Consider the following 18788-nt stretch of genomic DNA (forward strand, 5'->3'; position numbering starts at 1 on the left):
CTTGAACATCCCCTATGAAACTGTTCAGGGAATAAGTAAGGAGTGAAAATAGATGACGACAAATAAAATGGAAGTAATGGAGATAAAAAAATTGGTTTTGACAATGTCAATTCCAATTATGATTTCAATGTTAGTTCAAGCACTTTATAATATTGTTGATAGTATGTTTGTTGCTCGTGTAAGCGAAGATGCTTTGGCAGCAGTATCATTATGCTCGCCCATTCAAACGATCATGGTGGCAGTAGCTTGTGGAACCGGAGTTGGTATTAATGCAATGATGTCTCGTTATTTAGGGCAACATGAGCAAAAAAAAGCACAATCAGTATTGTGTCATGGTTTGATATTATCGGTAATAAGTGGAATTGTTTTCGCTATTTTAGGATTATTTGGGACTAAGTTTTTTTTAAATCTTTTTACGCATGATTCATTGATTATTCAATTAGGAGAAGAATACTTGTCTATTTGTACTTCTCTTTCAGTATTTGTATTTGTCCAAATTGCATATGAAAGAATAATGCAGGCAACAGGGCATGCTTTTTATAATATGATTATGCAGGGCGTAGGTGCTTTGATAAACATTATTTTTGATCCAATATTTATTTTTGTACTTGGTTTTGGGGTTAAAGGAGCCGCAATTGCAACCGTACTTGGTCAAATGATAGCAATGATGATTGGAATTTGGATTACGAATAAAAAAATCAAAGAAGTCGAAGTCAATTTTAAAGATTTTTCTCTTAATTGGATAGTCATTAAAGAAATATATCAGATTGGGGTTCCAGCAATATTGATACAGTCTATTATGAGTTTCATGACAGTTTTTATGAATATGATACTTATAGCTTATGGCGCACTTACGGTTTCAGTTTTTGGCATTTATTTTAAGCTTTCTACGTTTATTTTTATGGCTGTAAATGGAATCAACAATGCTTTGATTCCAATAGTTTCTTTCAATTATGGTGCTCGTCATTTTGATAGAATTTTTAAAGCAGTTCGTTTTTCTTTATTGTTAACGATATGTATAATGTTTTTAGGTACATGCTTAGCTTGGGGGATGCCTGATCTTTTGTTGGCGCTATTTGATGCAAGTAAGCAAATGTTAGATATTGGTATTCCAGCAATAAGAATAATAGGTTTATGTTTTATACCGGCAGGAATAAATGTTATTTTGGGGGCTGCTCTGCAAGCGACAGGCTTTTCAAAGGCTTCTCTAATGATAACTCTCTGTAGACAATTGGTTTTTTTGATTCCTTTGTCTTATGTCTTGATGAATTTGTTTGGGTTAGAGATAGGATGGAGTGCATTTGTTATTACAGAAACTTTATGCATGTTAATTTCGTTAGCGTTTTATAGAAGAACATGCAATCAAATACAACGAATTGAGCGTGTATGATAAAGCAAATGTTTAAACTTTAAAGGAGAATTTTATGTTTTTTAAAAGAAGAAAAACTTTTGATGAGTATGTTCAAGAGGGTAAGAAAGATTCTAAAGTCATATTTTTAGATGTTCGTGAAGAAGATGAATATGCATCAGAACACATAATTGGCAGTATTAATTGTCCATTATCTAGGATAGAAACTTTAGATATAGATCGTTCAAGCGAATTATTTGTTTATTGTCGAAGCGGCGCAAGAAGCTATAAAGCGTGTAAAATTTTGAGGAAAATTGGATATAATAATGTGATAAATATTGGTGGCATTATGGATTCAAAAAGCAAGTATTTATATATTAATAAATGACATTAAATTTATTTGATTAAGTAGGAAAGCAGTTATTTACATATAATATAGATAACTGCTTTTTATTGTGTGCCGGGCATAGCATGCATTCAACTGGAGTTAAACCAGTCGCGTATGGAATCTACCGCCGAAGCGTAGTGAACCACAAGTCGTTGACAGTGATGTCAAGGATGAAGGAAGTGGTGTAGCGATTCTTTCGAGCGTACGAACAGAAATCGGATACAAGGCTAAATGGTGGATAAGGTTGCAGTTCAAATCAAAGTCCAAAAGGGTAGACGTATTAAAAACCAAGACAGTAAATCCGGACGTTGTGAAAGATGTAGGATGACATGAATTACCCCGGGAGATCTTGTGGACGATGAAATCCAATATCTTTAAAAACAGTGATGGTACCATCGGTCGAAAAAGGTTTATCGTAAGAAGTCAGCTGAGGTCATAGTAGGTAGAAACACCGCTACTGAAGGACCTAATGTTTATATGGTGCAACTCACCATACGCAATGTTTGGATAGTTCGAATTCGAGGAATGTTCCATAAGTGAGGAGTCGTAAACTTCACGGGAACGGAAGTCGATGGAATGGTTCTGAAAGTATCTACAAATGGAAGGAGAAGCGCAACATGAAATTGATGGAAGTGATTCTACAGGATGAAAATCTTGAGGAGGCTATCAAAAGAGTCAAGAGTAATAAAGGTGTAGCCGGAGTCGATAAGATGACGGTGGATGAAATTGACGAATACTTTAAGTCCAATAAGGAAACAATCAAGAAACAGATATTGGAAAAGAAGTACAGGCCCCAACCTGTCAGACGAGTCTATATCCCAAAGTCGAATGGAAGGAAAAGACCGCTTGGTATTCCTACAGTAGTGGACAGAGTGATTCAACAGGCTATAGCCCAAGTATTAACAAAAATCTATGATGATACTTTTAGTGATAATAGCTTTGGCTTTCGACCAAATCGAAGTGCACAAAACGCTATTATGAGAACGCTTGACTATCTCAACGAGGGCTATGAATGGGTTGTTGATTTAGATATTGAAGCTTATTTTGACACAGTAAATCATGATAAATTAATTTCAATTCTTAGAGAGCGTGTATTTGATTCAGCTACCTTACATCTTGTTCGTAAATTCCTGCAGGCAGGAATCATGGAAAAGGGGCTCGTTAAATCAAATACAATAGGTATGCCACAAGGCGGGCCACTGAGTCCAATCCTTTCGAATATCTATCTTGATAAGTTCGACAAGGAATTGGAACAGAGAGGCTTACACTTTGTACGGTATGCAGATGATAGTAATATCTTCGTTAAAAGTGAAATGGCAGCCAACAGAGTCATGAAGTCGGTTACATCCTGGTTGGAAAGAAAACTGTTTCTGAAGGTCAGTTCCACGAAAACAAAGGTGGTCAGACCCACAAACAGCAACTTTTTAGGGTTCACCTATTGGAAGGGTTCTTCCAAATGGGAGTGCAAGCCTACAAAGAAGAGTAAGAAAAGCCTGTATGACAAATGTCGAAAGGAACTCATTCGAAAGAAATGTGTAGCACAGACCAACGCTAAAACATTCACCAGGATAAACCAAATCGTCAAAGGATGGATAAACTACTTTCGAATCGGAAGGATGAAGAACTTCATAGATGAATTTGGACAATGGTTGAGGCACAAAATAAGGGTCATTCTCTTAAAACAGTGGAAAACACCATCGAGAATATATAAAAATCTACAAAAGTTGAATGAGAAATTGCCTTATCACTTCAGTGATGAACAACTCTACTCGGTAGCGAATACAAGGCTTGGCCTATATAAACAAGCAAATGGGAATGTAGTTAATTTCTTACTTAATGCGGATATTCTAGCCATAAGAAAAGAGGAAAGACCTGGATTGGTCAATCCTCTAGCATACTATCTAAGATAGGTTGTATTAACATATAAATGTAGCGCCGTATACGAGACCCGTACGTACGGTGCAATGAGAGGGGCGAAGATTAATTTCTTCCCTCTACTCTATTAAAATTCTTTGTGTTCCATGATTTTGGTGCTGATCTTATAGGAAATCCATAAACAAATGAATGCAATCAGGATCAATAGGCCAGCCAACACGCTGATATTGATAGTGGGAATGTTTTCTAATAGTAAGTTTATGTTGATGTGAAAGATTGAAGTTAAAATTTGATTGATCGCAATACCGATTATGGCGATTATTCCGAAAGCTCCAATTAATGCGATCCTTCCTTTTTCGCCTCCAAATTTGAGTTGAAATGGTAGAGTCATGGCAAGAATTGCAATCATCATAGCTAAAATTAATATGGCACTGATCATAAATTCATCAATAGGTAAGGTATTTCGGTTTAGGCTTACCAATAAGCCGAAAAGTGTTATCAAGATCCAGCTAAATGACCCTAACAATAGACCGAAACAATATTTCTCTTTAACATATCCTTTTCGAGTGATTGGTAAAGTGAATAAGAAAGCATATCCGTTATTATAATCATCATAGCTAATTGTACTGATCGTGAATAACGAGATTACAAAGATTAAAAAGCCTAATGGGAAGATTACATCATCGGAGAATAACAACATTCCAACACTTAGAGCAATCATCAAGCAGAAAAAGTTCTTTTGATTCAGTATTAACTTATAGTCTTTAATAAGCAGTCCTTTCATAATTTATTTCCCCCTTATCATCATCGTGATCAATTCATCGATTGAACCTGCTTCAATTGTTATATTGGGATAGTTTTCTAAATAATATTGTCTTTCATTTGTAAGACAGCTATATCCATAGGACTCTTTTTTTACACGAAGGATATAAGATTTATCCAATGCCTCGTATTGTTTGTCATCGACTTTTAATAAAGCGTAGTTACTTAAAAGAATATCAGTATCTTCATGAAGGATGATCTTTCCATCATGAATCATATATAAATCATCACATAAGGATTCTAAATCACTGGAAATATGAGAACTGATCAAGATTGAGCGTTCATCATCTTCCTCTAAAAATTCTCTTAGCATATCTAATAATTCATCTCTTGCGATAACATCTAATCCAGCAGTTGGTTCATCTAAGATCAAAAGTTTAGCACCATGTGAAATCGCAACCAAGACCTTTAGTTTCGCTTTCATTCCTGTTGAGAAGTCTTTGATTTGCTTGTCCATCGGAAGTGAAAATCGTTGAACTTGTTTGATGAAAAAAGAGGAGTCAAATTGTCTATACATGTTTTCAAGAATAGGAATGATATCTTTAATTCGTAGATATCCACTGAAACCTGAATCGGATAATACAACGCCTAGTTTTTCTTTATCCTCTGGTGTAATGTCTTGATTGTCTTTTCCAAATAAAGTGATAGATCCACCATCTGGATGAATTAAATCCAATATAGCTTTAAATGTTGTGCTTTTTCCAGATCCGTTTTGACCAATAAGACCAGTCACTTGTCCGGGGTTTACCTGAAGTGAGCATTCTAAGAAAAAATTATCATAATGTTTCTTTAAGTTTTCTATTTTCAACATGGCTTATCCCTCCAATATAAGTTCAAATAGTTCTTTAATCTCTTCATCACGGATACCGCAACGTCTTCCTTTTTGGATGGCTTGTTCTAAATCAGCTTCTAATTCTTTTTTCTGTTCTTCTAAGAGTAGTTCAGTATTTGTTGCAGCAACATAAGTGCCTTTTCCATGCACTGTAATGGTAAAACCTTCACTTTCCAAGTTGTCATAAGCTTTTTTAACGGTGAGTGCACTGATTTTTAATTCTTTGGCTAGAGAGCGAACAGAAGGAAGAATATCATTTTCTTTTAATTCTTTGTTTCGAATCAGTGTTTTTATTTGATCTACAATTTGTTCGTATATTGGCACCATTGAAGATGTGTTAATAATAATTTTCATGTTATATCGACCTGTCTTTCTGTAAACAGTATATAACAGTATTTAACTGTTGTAAAGTGTTATATGCTGTTTATTAAAATGAGAGAATAACTTGGAATTTTTTATGTGCTAGAGGGATTAGTATTTTTTATAAAATATAAAGGCCAGAAATAGAAATCTGACCTTTATGTTATAAAAAATAAAATTTGTTAATTGGGTTATTTTATAGCGTCTACAAATCGTTTAGTGATAACTTGAGGGCGTGTGATGATAGATCCTACAACAACGCTGTAGCAGCCTAAATCCAATACACGTCGTACTTTTTCAGGCGTATCAATGTTTCCTTCAGCAATAACTGGATGTTTAGCTTTTTCAAGCAAGCTACGAATAATTTCAAAATCATTGGCTTCAATTTTGTTACCTTTACTTTGTTCTGTATACCCAACTAAAGTTGTACCAATAAAATCAAATCCAATTTCATCAGCATGTAGCATTTCTTCTAATGTTGAGCAATCAGCCATCAATAGTTGATCTGGGTATTTTGCGCGGATTTCAGAAACAAATTTATCTAAAGTTTTTCCATCAGGTCTTGTGCGGCAAGTAGCATCTACTGCGATAACTTCTGGTTTAACTTCCATTAACTCGTCGATTTCTTTCATGGTTGGTGTGATATATACAGGATTGTCACCATATTCTCTTTTGATGATACCGATGACAGGAAGATCTACTTGTTCTTTGATTTCCTTAATATCCACTACAGTGTTGGCACGAATTCCTTTTGCACCTCCTTCTTTTGCGGCTTTAGCCATTCTTCCCATGATGAAAGAAGAATGTAGAGGTTCATTTGGCAAAGCCTGGCATGATACAATTAATTGTCCTTTTGTTGTTTCCATTTTATTCATAATACTAGTCTCCTTTATGCTAATTTTATCACTAGAAATGTTACACGACAATAAGTGTTAAATTGTATTTAATAATAATTGTTGTGTTAGAAAACACGATTAAGTAATGCTAAAGAATAACGATTAAGTAATGCTAAAGAATATATATAATAATAAAAATATCTAATAGGATCATTAAAAGATGATTTGTTGATATTTGTTGGTTTCTAATTTATAATTCATGTGTCGATGCAAAAAGAAAGGGAGAAGTTGCCGCTTCTCCCTTTCGCCTTGTTTAGAAGTCGATGCTTATCACAACTTGATTGTGACTATATCAGAAGATGATTATTTCCGATATATTCAGCTGAATACCAGTAGGATCAACAAGATCAGAAGTAATTCTGTTGTAGAATACATTTCTGAAAGGCTTCTTTCCTTGATGGCCTACATCAAACTTCAATGTAAACTGCCGCATTTAGCCGACCTCCTTATCAAGGCGCATATTTTATCGTATGCATCTATATTGTTTCAAATAATTCTTACAAAAGAATGACATTACATTTATGCTTTATCGCAAAAAAATAAAAAAAATTAAATATTGTCTTGCATGTTAAAAAGGGTTGTGCTATATTAAATAGGCACTGAATGTGTTTTGTGCGCCCATAGCTCAATTGGATAGAGCGTTTGACTACGGATCAAAAGGTTGTGGGTTCGACTCCTGCTGGGCGCGCCATCTATTATTCGGGACGTAGCACAGCTTGGTAGTGCACTTGATTTGGGATCAAGGGGTCGCAGGTTCGAATCCTGTCGTCCCGACCATCAATTTTATTTGGCTGGGTAGCTTAGATGGCTAGAGCATCCGGTTCATACCCGGAAGGTCGTGAGTTCGAGTCTCACTCCAGCCACCAACGAGTTTAATGGACCCTTAGCTCAGTTGGTCAGAGCATCCGGCTCATAACCGGCGGGTCGTAGGTTCGAGTCCTACAGGGTCCACCATTCAATTAAATAAATGGAGAAGTACCCAAGTGGCTGAAGGGTCCGGTCTTGAAAACCGGTAGGTCGTTAGCGCGGCGCCTGGGTTCGAATCCCAGCTTCTCCGCCATTCTTAATTCACATCGCGGGATAGAGCAGTCTGGTAGCTCGTCGGGCTCATAACCCGGAGGTCGTTGGTTCAAATCCTTCTCCCGCAACCATGTGGTCTCATAGCTCAGTTGGTAGAGCAAAGGACTGAAAATCCTTGTGTCGTTGGTTCGATTCCGACTGAGACCACCACTTTGTTAGATTGCCTTTATCTATTTTAGATAAAGGCTTTTTATTTTTTAATTAAATTTATGTGTATAGTGATAATAGTTTGGATTATAAATAAGGAAAATAATATGAATTTTGATATAATAAGAAAGATTGAAGGTGAAAAAATGTTGAAAAAAGAAAACTTAGAATTTTTATTGTCAAGAGCTATGGAATCAGAAGCTGATTTCGCAGAGATCTTTGAAGAAGAAACAACAAATGAATCCATATCAATGTTGAATGGAAAAGTCGAAGATGTTAATAAAGTTTTGCGTTCAGGTATTGGTGTTCGTTTGTATAAAAATGTACAGTCCGTTTATGGATATACCGATGAATTGGATATGACTTCCTTAACAAATTTAATTGATGAATTAAAGGAAGCATTTGGATCGGTTGAAAACAAACGAAGTGTTCAATTAACGTATGAAGAGATTGAAAATAAACATCCAGTAAAAATTGATCCAATTCAGGCAAATTTAGAAGATAAAGTAGCTTTAATGAAAAGAGCACACAAAGCGTGTAAAGCTGAAGATAAACGAATCGTTAAAGTTCAAGTTAACATGTTAAATGTAAAGCAGCATGTTCAAATTTCAAATTCAAACGGAAAACTTGTTCAAGATACAAGAATAAGAACAAGGATGCCTGTTACGGCATATGCGCAGGATGAAAAATCAATGCAGTCTGGTTTTGAAGGGCCAGGTGCAAGCATGGGTCTTGAATTCTACGATACAACTCAACCAGAGGATATTGCCAAAGAAGCTGCAAGAATTGCTCTTGTTATGTTAGAGGCAAAAGATTGTCCATCTGGTAAGATGCCGGTCGTTATCGACAATGGTTTTGGAGGTGTTATCTTCCATGAAGCCTGCGGACATGCTTTAGAAGCCAGTGCCGTATCAAAAGATCAAAGTGTCTTTACGAACAAGTTAAATACAAAAATCGCATCAGATTGTGTGACAGCAATTGATGATGGAACCATTCCAAATGCATGGGGATCACAGAATGTTGATGATGAAGGAAATCCGCAACAAAAGCGTGTATTGATCAAAGATGGTGAGTTGACTTCATATATGATCGATACATTGAATGGTCGAAGGATGAATATGGCTTCTACTGGAAGCTCAAGAAGACAATCATATAAATATGAACCAACAAGTCGTATGTCTAATACATATATCGCAGCTGGAAAAGATAAATTTGAAGATTTGTTCAAAGGAATTAAAAAAGGACTATATGCGAAAAAGATGGGTGGAGGAAGTGTAAATCCTCAGACTGGAGAATTCAACTTTGCGGTCAATGAAGGGTATATGATCATTGATGGTAAGATCACATATCCTGTAAAAGGTGCTTCTTTGATTGGAAATGGTGCAGAAATATTAATGAATATTGATAAAGTTAGCGATAATTTGAAAAGAGCGCAGGGAATGTGTGGCGCCAGCAGTGGAAATATTCCAACAGATGTAGGGCAGCCAGCTATTCGTGTTTCCAGCATTACCGTAGGAGGTACTGTCAATGAATAAGAATAAATGGATCGAATATGCCTTATCACAAGGTATGGAAAGTGTAGAAATTTATCAATCCTTATCAACTCAAAAAGAAATTACATGGTTTTCAGGTCAGATGGATACTTTTGTTTCCAGTCACGTACTGGGAACTATGATTCGAGGAATTGTAGATGGAAACATGGCCAGTATGGCTTTGGAAGATACCGATGATGATAAGATGGAAGAAGTGATTTCTAGTTTGATCAAACAAGCTAAGACCGTCACGACAAAAGAAAAAGATTCCTTAAGAAAGCCGGAAAAAACAGAGGAAGTTGTTAAAGAAAAAGAATTTGTCAAACCAAGCATGGATCAGATCAAACAGACCTTGGAATTGATTGAAAAGAAATGTTTAGCTTATGATCCAAGAGTGATTCAAGTATCTTATTTGTCTTTTGAAGAGGCGACAGGAACACGAGAAATCACCAATTCTTATGGTGTTCAGGTTTATGATGAAGACAAGATGAATGCGGTTGGATGCAGTGTTGCGGTCAGCCAGAATGACGAAATCAAAGATGATGCTTTGGTAAAGGTAGTATATGATCTAGAAAAGTTTGATGTAGACGCCTATGTAAAAGAACTATGTGACAAGGCGCTCTCTAAGTTAAACGCAACTTCTTTAAAATCAGGCAGTTATCCCGTTATCTTTGAAAAAGATGCAATGACCAGTCTATTCGCAAGCTTTGTTGGTTTATTTAGTGGTGATTTGATCTTTAAAGGAATTTCACCATTGAAAGGAAAAGAAAATACAAAAATTTTCTCTGATAAGATTACGATTATTGATAATCCTAGAAATTTAGAAGCCTTGACCATTGCCAATTATGATGATGAAGGGTGTCCAACAAAAGAAAAAGTACTGGTTGATAAAGGGGTATTCAATAGTATGTTACACGATACAAAAAGTGCTCTTCGAATGCATGCTGAAAGTACAGGAAATGGCTTTAAATCCGGATATGCATCTAATGTGGGGGTTTCTCCAATGAACTGTTATATTCAACCTGGAGATAAATCATTGGATGAACTTTGTCAGGATATGCAGGAAGGGCTGGTAATTACTGAACTTGCAGGGCTTCATGCAGGAATTGATTTTGTAACAACAAATTTCTCGTTACAGTGTTCAGGTTACTATGTAAAGAGCGGAAAACGCGATCATAGTGTTTCGCTGATCACAGTAGCAGGAAACTTTTTAGAAATGATGAATGATGTAAAGGCAGTCGCAAATGATTTAGAATGGGAGTACAAACAAATTGTTACACCAAGTATCGCATTTAATGCGTGTGCAATAAGTGGAGAATAGAACTATGGTAAATGAATTTAAAAACACACAGATGAAAGAAGCTTTGGCAAAAATTAAAGAAAAACAGACAACAGAAACGATCAATACAATGCTTGCGGCATTGATGACGACAAAATTTTTGGCACCGGCAACATGGGATAAAGAGCCAACGATGAATGATAAAGGACAAATGATCTTTGAACCGAACACAAAATTTCAGTTAATGATCATTGAAACAAATCAGAAAGATTGTTATTTTCCAATGTTTACCGATATGGAAGAGTTGAGAAAATGGAATTCAGATCCTAAGATTCGATCTTTGGTCTTAACGTTTGAACAGTTTATGCCATTTATTGAATTGGCTAAAAATGATATCAAGGGTATTGTTTTTGATCCTTTTGGAGCAAATTTACCAATCACAAATGAATTCTTATTTAAGCTTCATGAGCAGCAGAAGACTTCTTTACAGGAAAATCAAATCAAAAAAGGTGATAAGATCTACATGAGAGAACCTGTGGAAAATATCGATGATCTAAAAGCAGCTGTTTGTGAATACGCTAAAAATGATTCAAATATTCTTTCTGTATATATCAAAGAAAGAGTCGATAAAGAAAAACCAAGTCATTGGTTTATGATCGTTGAAACCGCAAATGAAGATGTTGAAGTGTTCAAACAGATTGGGCAGGCTTGCCGTTCAGTCAATCATGGTAAAGAAATTGAATTCATGTTTGCCAGCGCAAGCTTAGCGAAAAATGTAATGGCGAACACAAAACCAATTTATGTAAAAGAGAATAACTAACATTATGGCAACCTTAGGGTTGCCAATCTTTTTATAAACATTAAATAGAATGGTATAATATTGCGTGATAGGGGTGAGAGATCATGAAGCTTCCAGGCTATGTCAAAGAAATCATTGAAATATATCATAGGGCAGGCTATGAAGCTTTTGTCGTCGGTGGGTGTGTACGCGACTATTTACTGGGAAAAGAACCACATGATTATGACATTGCGACCAATGCTCTTCCTGAAGTTACGATACAATTGTTTGATCATGTCATCTTGACCGGGTTAAAACATGGAACGGTTACGATCCTTTCAAATGAGCCGGTTGAGGTAACAACTTTTCGTTTGGAAAGTGAATATAAAGATCACCGTCATCCTGAAACTGTGCGTTTTGTGAATACGATTGAAGAAGATCTTTCACGGCGTGATTTTACGATCAATGCCATGGCTTATAATGATATAAGAGGTCTGATCGATCCATTTCATGGACAAATTGATCTTGAAAAGAGAAAAATTCGATGTGTGAATGATCCAGATACGCGATTTAAAGAAGATGCCTTAAGAATGTTAAGAGCACATCGGTTTGCGGCAAAGCTAAACTTCGAGATTGAAGAACATACCAAATTGGCAATTGAGAAAAATTCTTCTTTGTTACGTTACATCTCTATAGAGAGAATTCGTTTGGAATTAGTGGAAATCATGCGCTATGATCCTTATGAATTAGAAAATATGACAGAATTGTTGATCGATATTTTACCGCAGTTAAAATTATGCAAGGAATGTGAACAAAATTCTCCATGGCATGATACGGATGTATTACATCATACATTAAGAGCACTAAAATTTTTAAAACCTTTTGATGAAACTTTGGCTTGGGCTATTTTGATGCATGATTTTGGCAAGCCGGAAACAAAGACAACCAAGGATGGAAGAGATCATTTTTATGGACATCCTCTTATCAGCAAGAAAATATCTTTGGAATTATGTAAGAAATTTAAGTTGACCAACATACAAAGAAAGAGAATTCCTGTGTTGATCGAATATCATGATGATCATTTAAACGCAAATTTAAAAACAATTTTTAAGTTTAGGATCCAAAGAAATTTTGATGAAGAAATGATGGATCAGCTTTTGACATTGAAGTATTGTGATATCATGGCGCATTCCTTAAAAGGAATCCAAAGCATTGAAAACTGGAAAGCTTTTAAAACGTTTTATGAAAAAGAAATAAAAATTCGACCTGTATCGATCAAAGATCTTGCGATCAATGGAAGTGATGTGATCCAATATACAGATCGAAAAGGAAGTCAGATTCATGAGTTTTTGTATAATGCGCTCATTGAGTGTTTTTATGAACCTCAAAAAAACAATCGAAAATATTGGATCGATCGAATGACAAGAAAGAAGTGAGAGAATGGAGCTAATTAGTATAGTATTGATTATTTGTCTTTTGATTTGTCTTGTGGTCCTGGTTTATTTGATCAAAAAATTATCGGATAAATCAGAAGAAAATACATATCAGATCTTAATGAATAATAAGGAAGAAGCGGCAAGAAATGAAGCATTTGATAAACAGATGAAGCAGTCTTTTAATTATGTTTTAAATCAGGTGCAGGAATTAAGAAAAGATCAGGCTTTATCTAAACAATCCATGGATATTGTTGAGAATAATATTCGTTCAATGAATCAAATCATGTCCAATGCCAAAACGCGAGGAAACTGGGGTGAATATCAATTGGATATGTTGTTGAAAATCTATGCCGGTCAAAACCCTTCTGTTTACAGCATGCAGTATACATTATCTAATGGAAGAATTGCAGATGCCGTATTACATATGCCGCAAGATAAACGTGTTTTATGTATAGATTCAAAATTTCCTATGGAAAATTATTTGAATATGGTCAATGATAACAATGAGATATATTTAAGACAGTTTAAGGCAAATGTAAAAAAACACATTGATGATATAGCTAATAAATATATCAATGCGCAAACTGTAGATCAGGCTATCATGTTCATTCCAAGTGAAGCCATATATCAATTTATATGTTCAGAATGTATTGATACGCTAAACTATGCTTTAAGCAAGCATGTAATGATGACATCGCCAACTACTTTAATAGGAATCGTTTATACCTTGATTTCCAGTACGAAAGACTTTTATCGTGCAAGCAATATCCAGGATATTGAACGAAATATTATTTTATTAAAAGATGATATGGAAAGATTAGTCACAAGAAGTAGAAAGGCAGAGAAATCTTTAGAGAGTCTTGTGGAACAATTTCATCAAGTTTCGATTTCTGCTCAAAAAATTGCGACTAGAGTCAATAAATGGACAGATGGAAAGGAAGATGAAGAATGATCTCAACATTAAAGGCGGATATTACAGGACTTGATTTTGATATTATCGTGAATGCTGCAAATTCGCGTCTATTGCCAGGTGGTGGTGTATGTGGCGCTATCTTTTCCAAAGCTGGAAAAGAATTAGAAGAGGAATGTCAAAAGATCGGTCATTGTCAAACTGGACAGGCTGTCATTACGGATGCCTATGCACTTCCTTGTAAGGCAATTATTCATACAGTGGGACCTATTTATAAGGATGGCAAGCATAATGAAGCAGAATTTTTAAGTGCTTGTTACTGGAATTCCTTGTCATTGGCTTATAACTATATGCGTATGCATGAAATGGTGCGTTTGACGCTGGCGTTTCCTTGTATTTCGACAGGGATTTATGGATATCCAAATGAAGAGGCTTGTAAAATTGCGATTTCTACAGTGAAGAAATTAATGTCACAATATCCGGATGCCAAGGCCATTGATGTGATTTTTGTTTGTTACTTGGAAAAAGATTATATGTTATATAAAAAGGAGCTAAGAAGACATGAAATCAATCGTCGATCAATCGCATGATTTCTTAAAGGATGTTCTTCATAAAGGTGCTATCTGTATTGATGCAACTTTAGGCTGGGGAAAAGATACGGATTTCTTTTTGAAAAATAACGTTCGAAAAGTTTATGGTTTTGAAATTCAACAAGTAGTATTTGAACAAACTGTTTCAAATATAAAAGACAGCCATTTTGTTCCTGTTTTCGATGGGCATCAAAACATGGATGCCTATGTAAAAGAAGAAGTGGATGCGATTATCTTTAACTTTGGCTATTGTCCTGGCTTTGATTCACAAGTTAAGACAAATCCTAAAACCAGCCTTGAGGCTATTGAAAAAGCTTTGTATCTATTGAAGAAAAAAGGGAGAATGGCACTTGTGATCTATCCTCATGAAGAAGGAAGAGAAGAATCAAAAGCGATAGAAATGTATTTAAAAAAATTGGATTCTCACGCTTTTTATATTGAAAAAAGAACGCAATTGAACCAGGATCATTCTCCATATCTTATTGGAATTGAAAAACTTAAATAATTACTTGTGTTTTTGAAAATCATTTAGTATGATTAGCGTGGAACAAATGTTATAACATTATAACACAGGAGGAAATGTTATGAAGATCATTGAACCATCCCTTATACATGATTGGGATAAGGAACCCTGTGGAAAAGAGGTAACAGTTTCCACAAAGCTCTACAAAGATGCTAAAGACTTCTATGAAAGTGTAGATGAGTCCTTACATGACGATACCGTAATGTATGAAGTCTATAGTGTTTCATCTCAGTCAGAACCAGGTAAATTGAATTGGGGATTGACTGTTATGCATCCTGTAAAAGTAAATGGAGAATGCAACATGACTAGAGGACATTTTCACGAAAACATGGACTGTGAAGAATACTATTGGTGCTCAAAAGGAACAGGTCTGTTGATGTTAATGGATGAAGAGGGTAAATGCTGGTGTGAAAAGATGTATGAAGGTTCACTGCATCACATTCGATCCGATTGGGCTCATCGTTTGATCAATACAGGCGATACATATTTAAAAGTTGTTGCCTGCTGGCCAGCTGATGCAGGACATGATTATGCAAGGATCGAGCATTCTGGATTTACGTATCGTGTATATTGTGAAGGTAAAGATATCATAGTAAAGGAGAGAAGAACAAATGAGTAATTATGATCGTTTTCCTGCAACAAAGATCAAGGGGTATGAAAACACAGCTGTTCGAGGATATGATGCGATCTTCGATGTATTAAAAGAAAAAATGCAGGGTAAAAAAGTATTGGTTATGGAAGCTTACCCTGGAGTTAGTGATGATCTAGTGTTGGAACAAATTAAGAAATTAGAACCAACTTTAGTCATTGATATGCGTAAGATCTTCAAAGATGAAAAGACATTGAACGAACAACTTCAATACCATATTACAGATGATAGAATTTTTGGAAGAATGTACTATGGAAATGTTATTGATTTCATCGATCTAGAACGCTTGGAAGCAGCAAAAAAAGAAGTCAAAGAAGCTCAGGGCTTGGTTGTTGTTTATGGTTTTGGCGCTTCTTTGGTAGCTGAACACGATGTTTTGGTTTACTTAGATATGGCTCGTTGGGAAATCACATTACGTTATCGTAAAGGCCTTCCTAACTATAACTGTACAAACTATGATGAAGATTCTTTAAGAAAGATCAAACGTGGATTCTTTATTGAATGGCGTGTTGCGGATAAACATAAGATGACATGTTTTGAAGATGTTGATTTCTTTATTGATACAAATAATGATGAAGACGTAAAAATGGTTCCTGGTGAAGGAGTACGTGATGGTTTAAGACAAATCGCATCACAACCATTTAGAACAGTGCCATATTTTGATCCAGGTGTATGGGGTGGACAATGGATGAAAGAAGTCTGCAACTTGGATAAAGATCAGGATAACTATGCATGGTCATTTGATGGTGTACCAGAAGAAAACTCTTTATATCTTGATTTTGAAAACGCAACAATTGAAATTCCTGCGATGGATCTTGTATTGTATCAACCAAAAGAATTATTAGGAAAAGATGTGTTCGCAAGATTTGGAGCAGAATTCCCGATCCGTTTTGACTTCTTAGATACGATTGGTGGACAAAATCTTTCTTTGCAGGTACATCCATTAACAGAATACATTCACCGTCAGTTCGGTATGGCTTATACACAGGATGAAAGTTACTACATCTTGGATGCTAAAGAAGGTGCAAGTGTTTATCTAGGATTAAAAGAAGGTGTTGATTCTAATCAAATGATCGAAGATCTAAGAAGTGCAAATAGAGGGGAAATTATTTTTGATGCAGAAAAATACATCAATAAATTCCCAGCTAAAAAACATGATCATTTCTTGATTCCTGCAGGAACTTGCCATTGTTCAGGTAAAGATGCAATGGTACTTGAAATCAGTGCCACTCCATATTGTTTCACATTTAAACTTTGGGATTGGGCACGTGTTGGTCTTGATGGACTTCCTAGACCAGTTCATATCGAACATGGTAAAGAAGTTATTCAATGGGATCGTACAACTCCATGGGTTAAAGAAAACTTGGTAAATGCAGTTTATACAGTGAGAGAAGATGAGCATGTAAAAGAAGAACATACTGGTCTTCATGAATTGGAATACCTAGAAACTAGAAGATATTGGATCAAAGATGAAGTTGTAGTGGATAATGAAGCAAATGTCAATATGTTGAACTTGATTGAAGGAAGTCAATGTCGTATTGAAAGTTTGGATGGTTCTTTTGAACCATTTGAAGTACACTATGCCGAAACATTCATTGTTCCTGCAAAATGTAATAAATATAAAATTGTAAATGAAACGGATTCAACAATTGGTGTCATTCGTGCATATGTAAGAAAACCACAAGCCTAAAATGAAAAAGAGATTTCTTGACAAAAATTGTCTTGAGATCTCTTTTTTTACAGTTTTTAATGATTTTAGTTGTGACAAAAATAGAGGTGTGCCATGGTTGGTAGAAATTGAATACATCTAGTACAACTGAAATAATTTTTTTAATGTACTTGCGTTAAAATTATTTTTTCATTAGATATCCGATTAATTGGCCTGAAATGGTAACAGTAATCAAAGAATAGATAATTTTTGTAAAAGGAATATAAGTCAAGGATAACACTAATACAACAAGGTCGGCCAATAAGTATGCCCATTGAATCTTTAAAGGTGTGTAACGTGAAATCAATAATGCCAAGGCATCATCTCCACCAGGCGCTGCTCCTGATCGCATTGCGATACCTACACCAAAACCAACAAAGCAGGCCCCTAGAATACTGCACATTAAAGGATAGTTAGAAATCCATGGGAAAAGTGGTCCGATTGTTTCAAAAATGGCATAAGATACTGAATAGACAACAATAGAAATCAGAGAATATACCATAAATTTATTACCCATTTCTTTCCATGCTAGACCATAACATATTAAGTTGAGAATAGCGCTGGTGATTGATGGTGAAATGGAAAACCAGTTATACAATAAAAGTGTTAAGCCAAGAATACCACCTTCACTGATTTGTGATTGAGAATGAATATTAAATAAGCCAAATGCTAAAATAACGCTTCCTAAAGAAGCGTATAAAATTCTATCTTTTTCTAGAGATTTTAGTTTATTCCAAATATACATAGATATCCTTTCTATGGTATCGAATTAGTACTTTAAGCTATTTATCGTGTTACATAAGTCATCATTGTATGTTAGAAAAACACTACACACTTCATTAATTACTCACTATAAGGGCAATATAAATATTTCACATCTTTAAAATTAGCCTTAATATATTTTTCCATTTTTCTTACCCCTTCGAGGTGTGTACTATGAATATATATTTCTTTAACTTCGATATTATTTCCCTTCATATAAATCAAAATATCTAATCCTGTTTCTTGTCCACCTAAATCATAATCTAAATTAATTATTTCAACTTTTTTATATATTGAAAGTAACATTATACAATTTTTATATGATAGAACACATATATAAGCACTTTTTATAGCTTCATCCAAATTTCTCTTATCATCTACAAATATTTTTTTCATAAAATTCCTCCATCTTATACTAATTTATGTTTTATCAACCTTTTAATAAAAACGATGAAATCTTTCTAACAACAAATCTATTCAGTACATGCTCTCTTCTTCTGTTTTAGGCATATTATCTAGTTTTCCTTTAGTTACAATAACATATTTATAATCTTTATTAACTCTTATATAAAGAACTTGTTCCTCAACTAATACATCACACTCTAACTTCTCTTTATATACTTTTTCAAAAAATTTAGCGGATGATGGAATTTTTTACACTCCATCATCATACTCCACATACATACCATATCTAGTGATAAAGAGTGATCTTGTTTCTGTAATATAATTATAAAATATGGAAATTACTGTTTTTTGATAAAATAATTCTAATGTTACCATATTGCTTGTTATAGGAATTAATTTTTCAAATTCACTCTCTTTAATATTTTTATATTCTTCAGTGAATTTATTTTTAATGTATTCAAAATCATA

19 protein-coding genes and 7 tRNA genes are annotated in these 18788 nt (G+C 34.8%); 19 read left to right on the forward strand and 7 right to left on the reverse strand.

Annotation, left to right across the window (positions count from 1 at the left end; all coding sequences use genetic code 11):
• Positions 1-52 precede the first annotated feature (52 nt).
• The 3 genes from PND65_RS03720 (at position 53) to ltrA (ending at position 3646) form a co-directional block, all read left to right on the forward strand.
• Positions 53-1390 carry an MATE family efflux transporter gene (locus tag PND65_RS03720; protein WP_271990609.1) on the forward strand — a complete coding sequence of 446 codons (1338 nt, stop codon included), beginning with the start codon at positions 53-55 and terminating at the stop codon, positions 1388-1390.
• A gap of 34 nt (positions 1391-1424) precedes the next feature.
• Positions 1425-1736: a rhodanese-like domain-containing protein gene (locus PND65_RS03725; RefSeq protein ID WP_271990611.1), complete on the forward strand. Its 312-nt coding sequence runs from the start codon at positions 1425-1427 to the stop codon at positions 1734-1736.
• A gap of 617 nt (positions 1737-2353) precedes the next feature.
• Positions 2354-3646 (forward strand): group II intron reverse transcriptase/maturase, encoded by a 1293-nt coding sequence (gene ltrA, locus PND65_RS03730; RefSeq protein WP_271990613.1) that lies wholly within the window; start codon positions 2354-2356, stop codon positions 3644-3646.
• 92 nt (positions 3647-3738) lie between these two features.
• On the opposite strand, the gene PND65_RS03735 is transcribed toward ltrA, so the two are convergent.
• The 5 genes from PND65_RS03735 to PND65_RS03755 form a co-directional block, all read right to left on the reverse strand.
• Positions 3739-4395: an ABC-2 transporter permease gene (locus PND65_RS03735; RefSeq protein ID WP_271990616.1), complete on the reverse strand. Its 657-nt coding sequence runs from the start codon at positions 4393-4395 to the stop codon at positions 3739-3741.
• A gap of 3 nt (positions 4396-4398) precedes the next feature.
• A complete protein-coding gene (locus PND65_RS03740; protein WP_035402199.1) occupies positions 4399-5244 on the reverse strand; it encodes an ATP-binding cassette domain-containing protein in 846 nt (281 codons plus the stop codon).
• 3 nt (positions 5245-5247) lie between these two features.
• Complete coding sequence (locus tag PND65_RS03745) at positions 5248-5619, reverse strand: GntR family transcriptional regulator (RefSeq protein WP_015535905.1); 372 nt, start codon at positions 5617-5619, stop codon at positions 5248-5250.
• Between the two features lie 197 nt (positions 5620-5816).
• Complete coding sequence (locus tag PND65_RS03750) at positions 5817-6491, reverse strand: N-acetylmannosamine-6-phosphate 2-epimerase (RefSeq protein WP_418766641.1); 675 nt, start codon at positions 6489-6491, stop codon at positions 5817-5819.
• 322 nt (positions 6492-6813) lie between these two features.
• A complete protein-coding gene (locus tag PND65_RS03755; RefSeq protein ID WP_271990619.1) occupies positions 6814-6954 on the reverse strand; it encodes a hypothetical protein in 141 nt (46 codons plus the stop codon).
• A gap of 181 nt (positions 6955-7135) precedes the next feature.
• On the opposite strand from PND65_RS03755, the gene PND65_RS03760 reads away from it, so the two are divergent.
• The 16 genes from PND65_RS03760 (at position 7136) to PND65_RS03835 (ending at position 17135) form a co-directional block, all read left to right on the forward strand.
• A tRNA-Arg gene (locus PND65_RS03760) sits at positions 7136-7212 on the forward strand.
• A gap of 9 nt (positions 7213-7221) precedes the next feature.
• A tRNA-Pro gene (locus PND65_RS03765) sits at positions 7222-7298 on the forward strand.
• A gap of 12 nt (positions 7299-7310) precedes the next feature.
• Positions 7311-7387, forward strand: a tRNA-Met gene (locus tag PND65_RS03770).
• A gap of 11 nt (positions 7388-7398) precedes the next feature.
• A tRNA-Ile gene (locus tag PND65_RS03775) sits at positions 7399-7475 on the forward strand.
• Between the two features lie 15 nt (positions 7476-7490).
• Positions 7491-7581, forward strand: a tRNA-Ser gene (locus PND65_RS03780).
• Positions 7582-7595: 14 nt separating this feature from the next.
• Positions 7596-7672: transfer RNA gene (locus tag PND65_RS03785), tRNA-Met, on the forward strand.
• Positions 7673-7675: 3 nt separating this feature from the next.
• Positions 7676-7751, forward strand: a tRNA-Phe gene (locus PND65_RS03790).
• 104 nt (positions 7752-7855) lie between these two features.
• Positions 7856-9283, forward strand: coding sequence for a TldD/PmbA family protein (locus PND65_RS03795; RefSeq protein WP_430734187.1), 1428 nt, complete (start codon positions 7856-7858; stop codon positions 9281-9283).
• A complete protein-coding gene (locus tag PND65_RS03800; RefSeq protein WP_271990621.1) occupies positions 9276-10601 on the forward strand; it encodes a TldD/PmbA family protein in 1326 nt (441 codons plus the stop codon). Before PND65_RS03795 ends, PND65_RS03800 begins: the two co-directional genes overlap by 8 nt.
• 4 nt (positions 10602-10605) lie before the next feature.
• Entirely contained in the window at positions 10606-11379 is a 774-nt protein-coding gene (locus PND65_RS03805) for an enhanced serine sensitivity protein SseB (RefSeq protein ID WP_015535910.1), read from the forward strand.
• Positions 11380-11462: 83 nt separating this feature from the next.
• A complete protein-coding gene (locus PND65_RS03810) occupies positions 11463-12773 on the forward strand; it encodes a CCA tRNA nucleotidyltransferase (protein ID WP_271990624.1) in 1311 nt (436 codons plus the stop codon).
• 4 nt (positions 12774-12777) lie between these two features.
• Positions 12778-13725 (forward strand): DNA recombination protein RmuC, encoded by a 948-nt coding sequence (locus tag PND65_RS03815; protein ID WP_087320168.1) that lies wholly within the window; start codon positions 12778-12780, stop codon positions 13723-13725.
• On the forward strand, positions 13722-14273 hold the full coding sequence (locus tag PND65_RS03820) for a macro domain-containing protein (RefSeq protein WP_015535913.1): 552 nt from the start codon (positions 13722-13724) through the stop codon (positions 14271-14273). Before PND65_RS03815 ends, PND65_RS03820 begins: the two co-directional genes overlap by 4 nt.
• Positions 14245-14778, forward strand: coding sequence for a tRNA (mnm(5)s(2)U34)-methyltransferase (locus PND65_RS03825; protein WP_022356416.1), 534 nt, complete (start codon positions 14245-14247; stop codon positions 14776-14778). The genes PND65_RS03820 and PND65_RS03825 overlap by 29 nt, the downstream gene beginning before the upstream one ends.
• A gap of 79 nt (positions 14779-14857) precedes the next feature.
• A complete protein-coding gene (locus PND65_RS03830) occupies positions 14858-15415 on the forward strand; it encodes a glucose-6-phosphate isomerase family protein (RefSeq protein WP_015535915.1) in 558 nt (185 codons plus the stop codon).
• A complete protein-coding gene (locus tag PND65_RS03835; RefSeq protein WP_271990627.1) occupies positions 15408-17135 on the forward strand; it encodes a class I mannose-6-phosphate isomerase in 1728 nt (575 codons plus the stop codon). The genes PND65_RS03830 and PND65_RS03835 overlap by 8 nt, the downstream gene beginning before the upstream one ends.
• Positions 17136-17295: 160 nt before the next feature.
• Here PND65_RS03835 and PND65_RS03840 read toward each other — a convergent pair whose 3' ends face one another.
• Both PND65_RS03840 and PND65_RS03845 read right to left on the reverse strand, forming a co-directional pair.
• The gene (locus PND65_RS03840) at positions 17296-17898 is read right to left on the reverse strand and encodes a YitT family protein (protein ID WP_271990630.1); all 603 of its coding nucleotides are present in this window, start codon (positions 17896-17898) and stop codon (positions 17296-17298) included.
• A 98-nt stretch (positions 17899-17996) separates the two neighbouring features.
• Positions 17997-18311, reverse strand: coding sequence for a cyclic-phosphate processing receiver domain-containing protein (locus PND65_RS03845; protein WP_271990633.1), 315 nt, complete (start codon positions 18309-18311; stop codon positions 17997-17999).
• Positions 18312-18788: the final 477 nt, after the last annotated feature.

This window comes from Faecalitalea cylindroides (assembly GCF_028321995.1).
Classification (GTDB): domain Bacteria; phylum Bacillota_I; class Bacilli_A; order Erysipelotrichales; family Erysipelotrichaceae; genus Faecalitalea; species Faecalitalea cylindroides.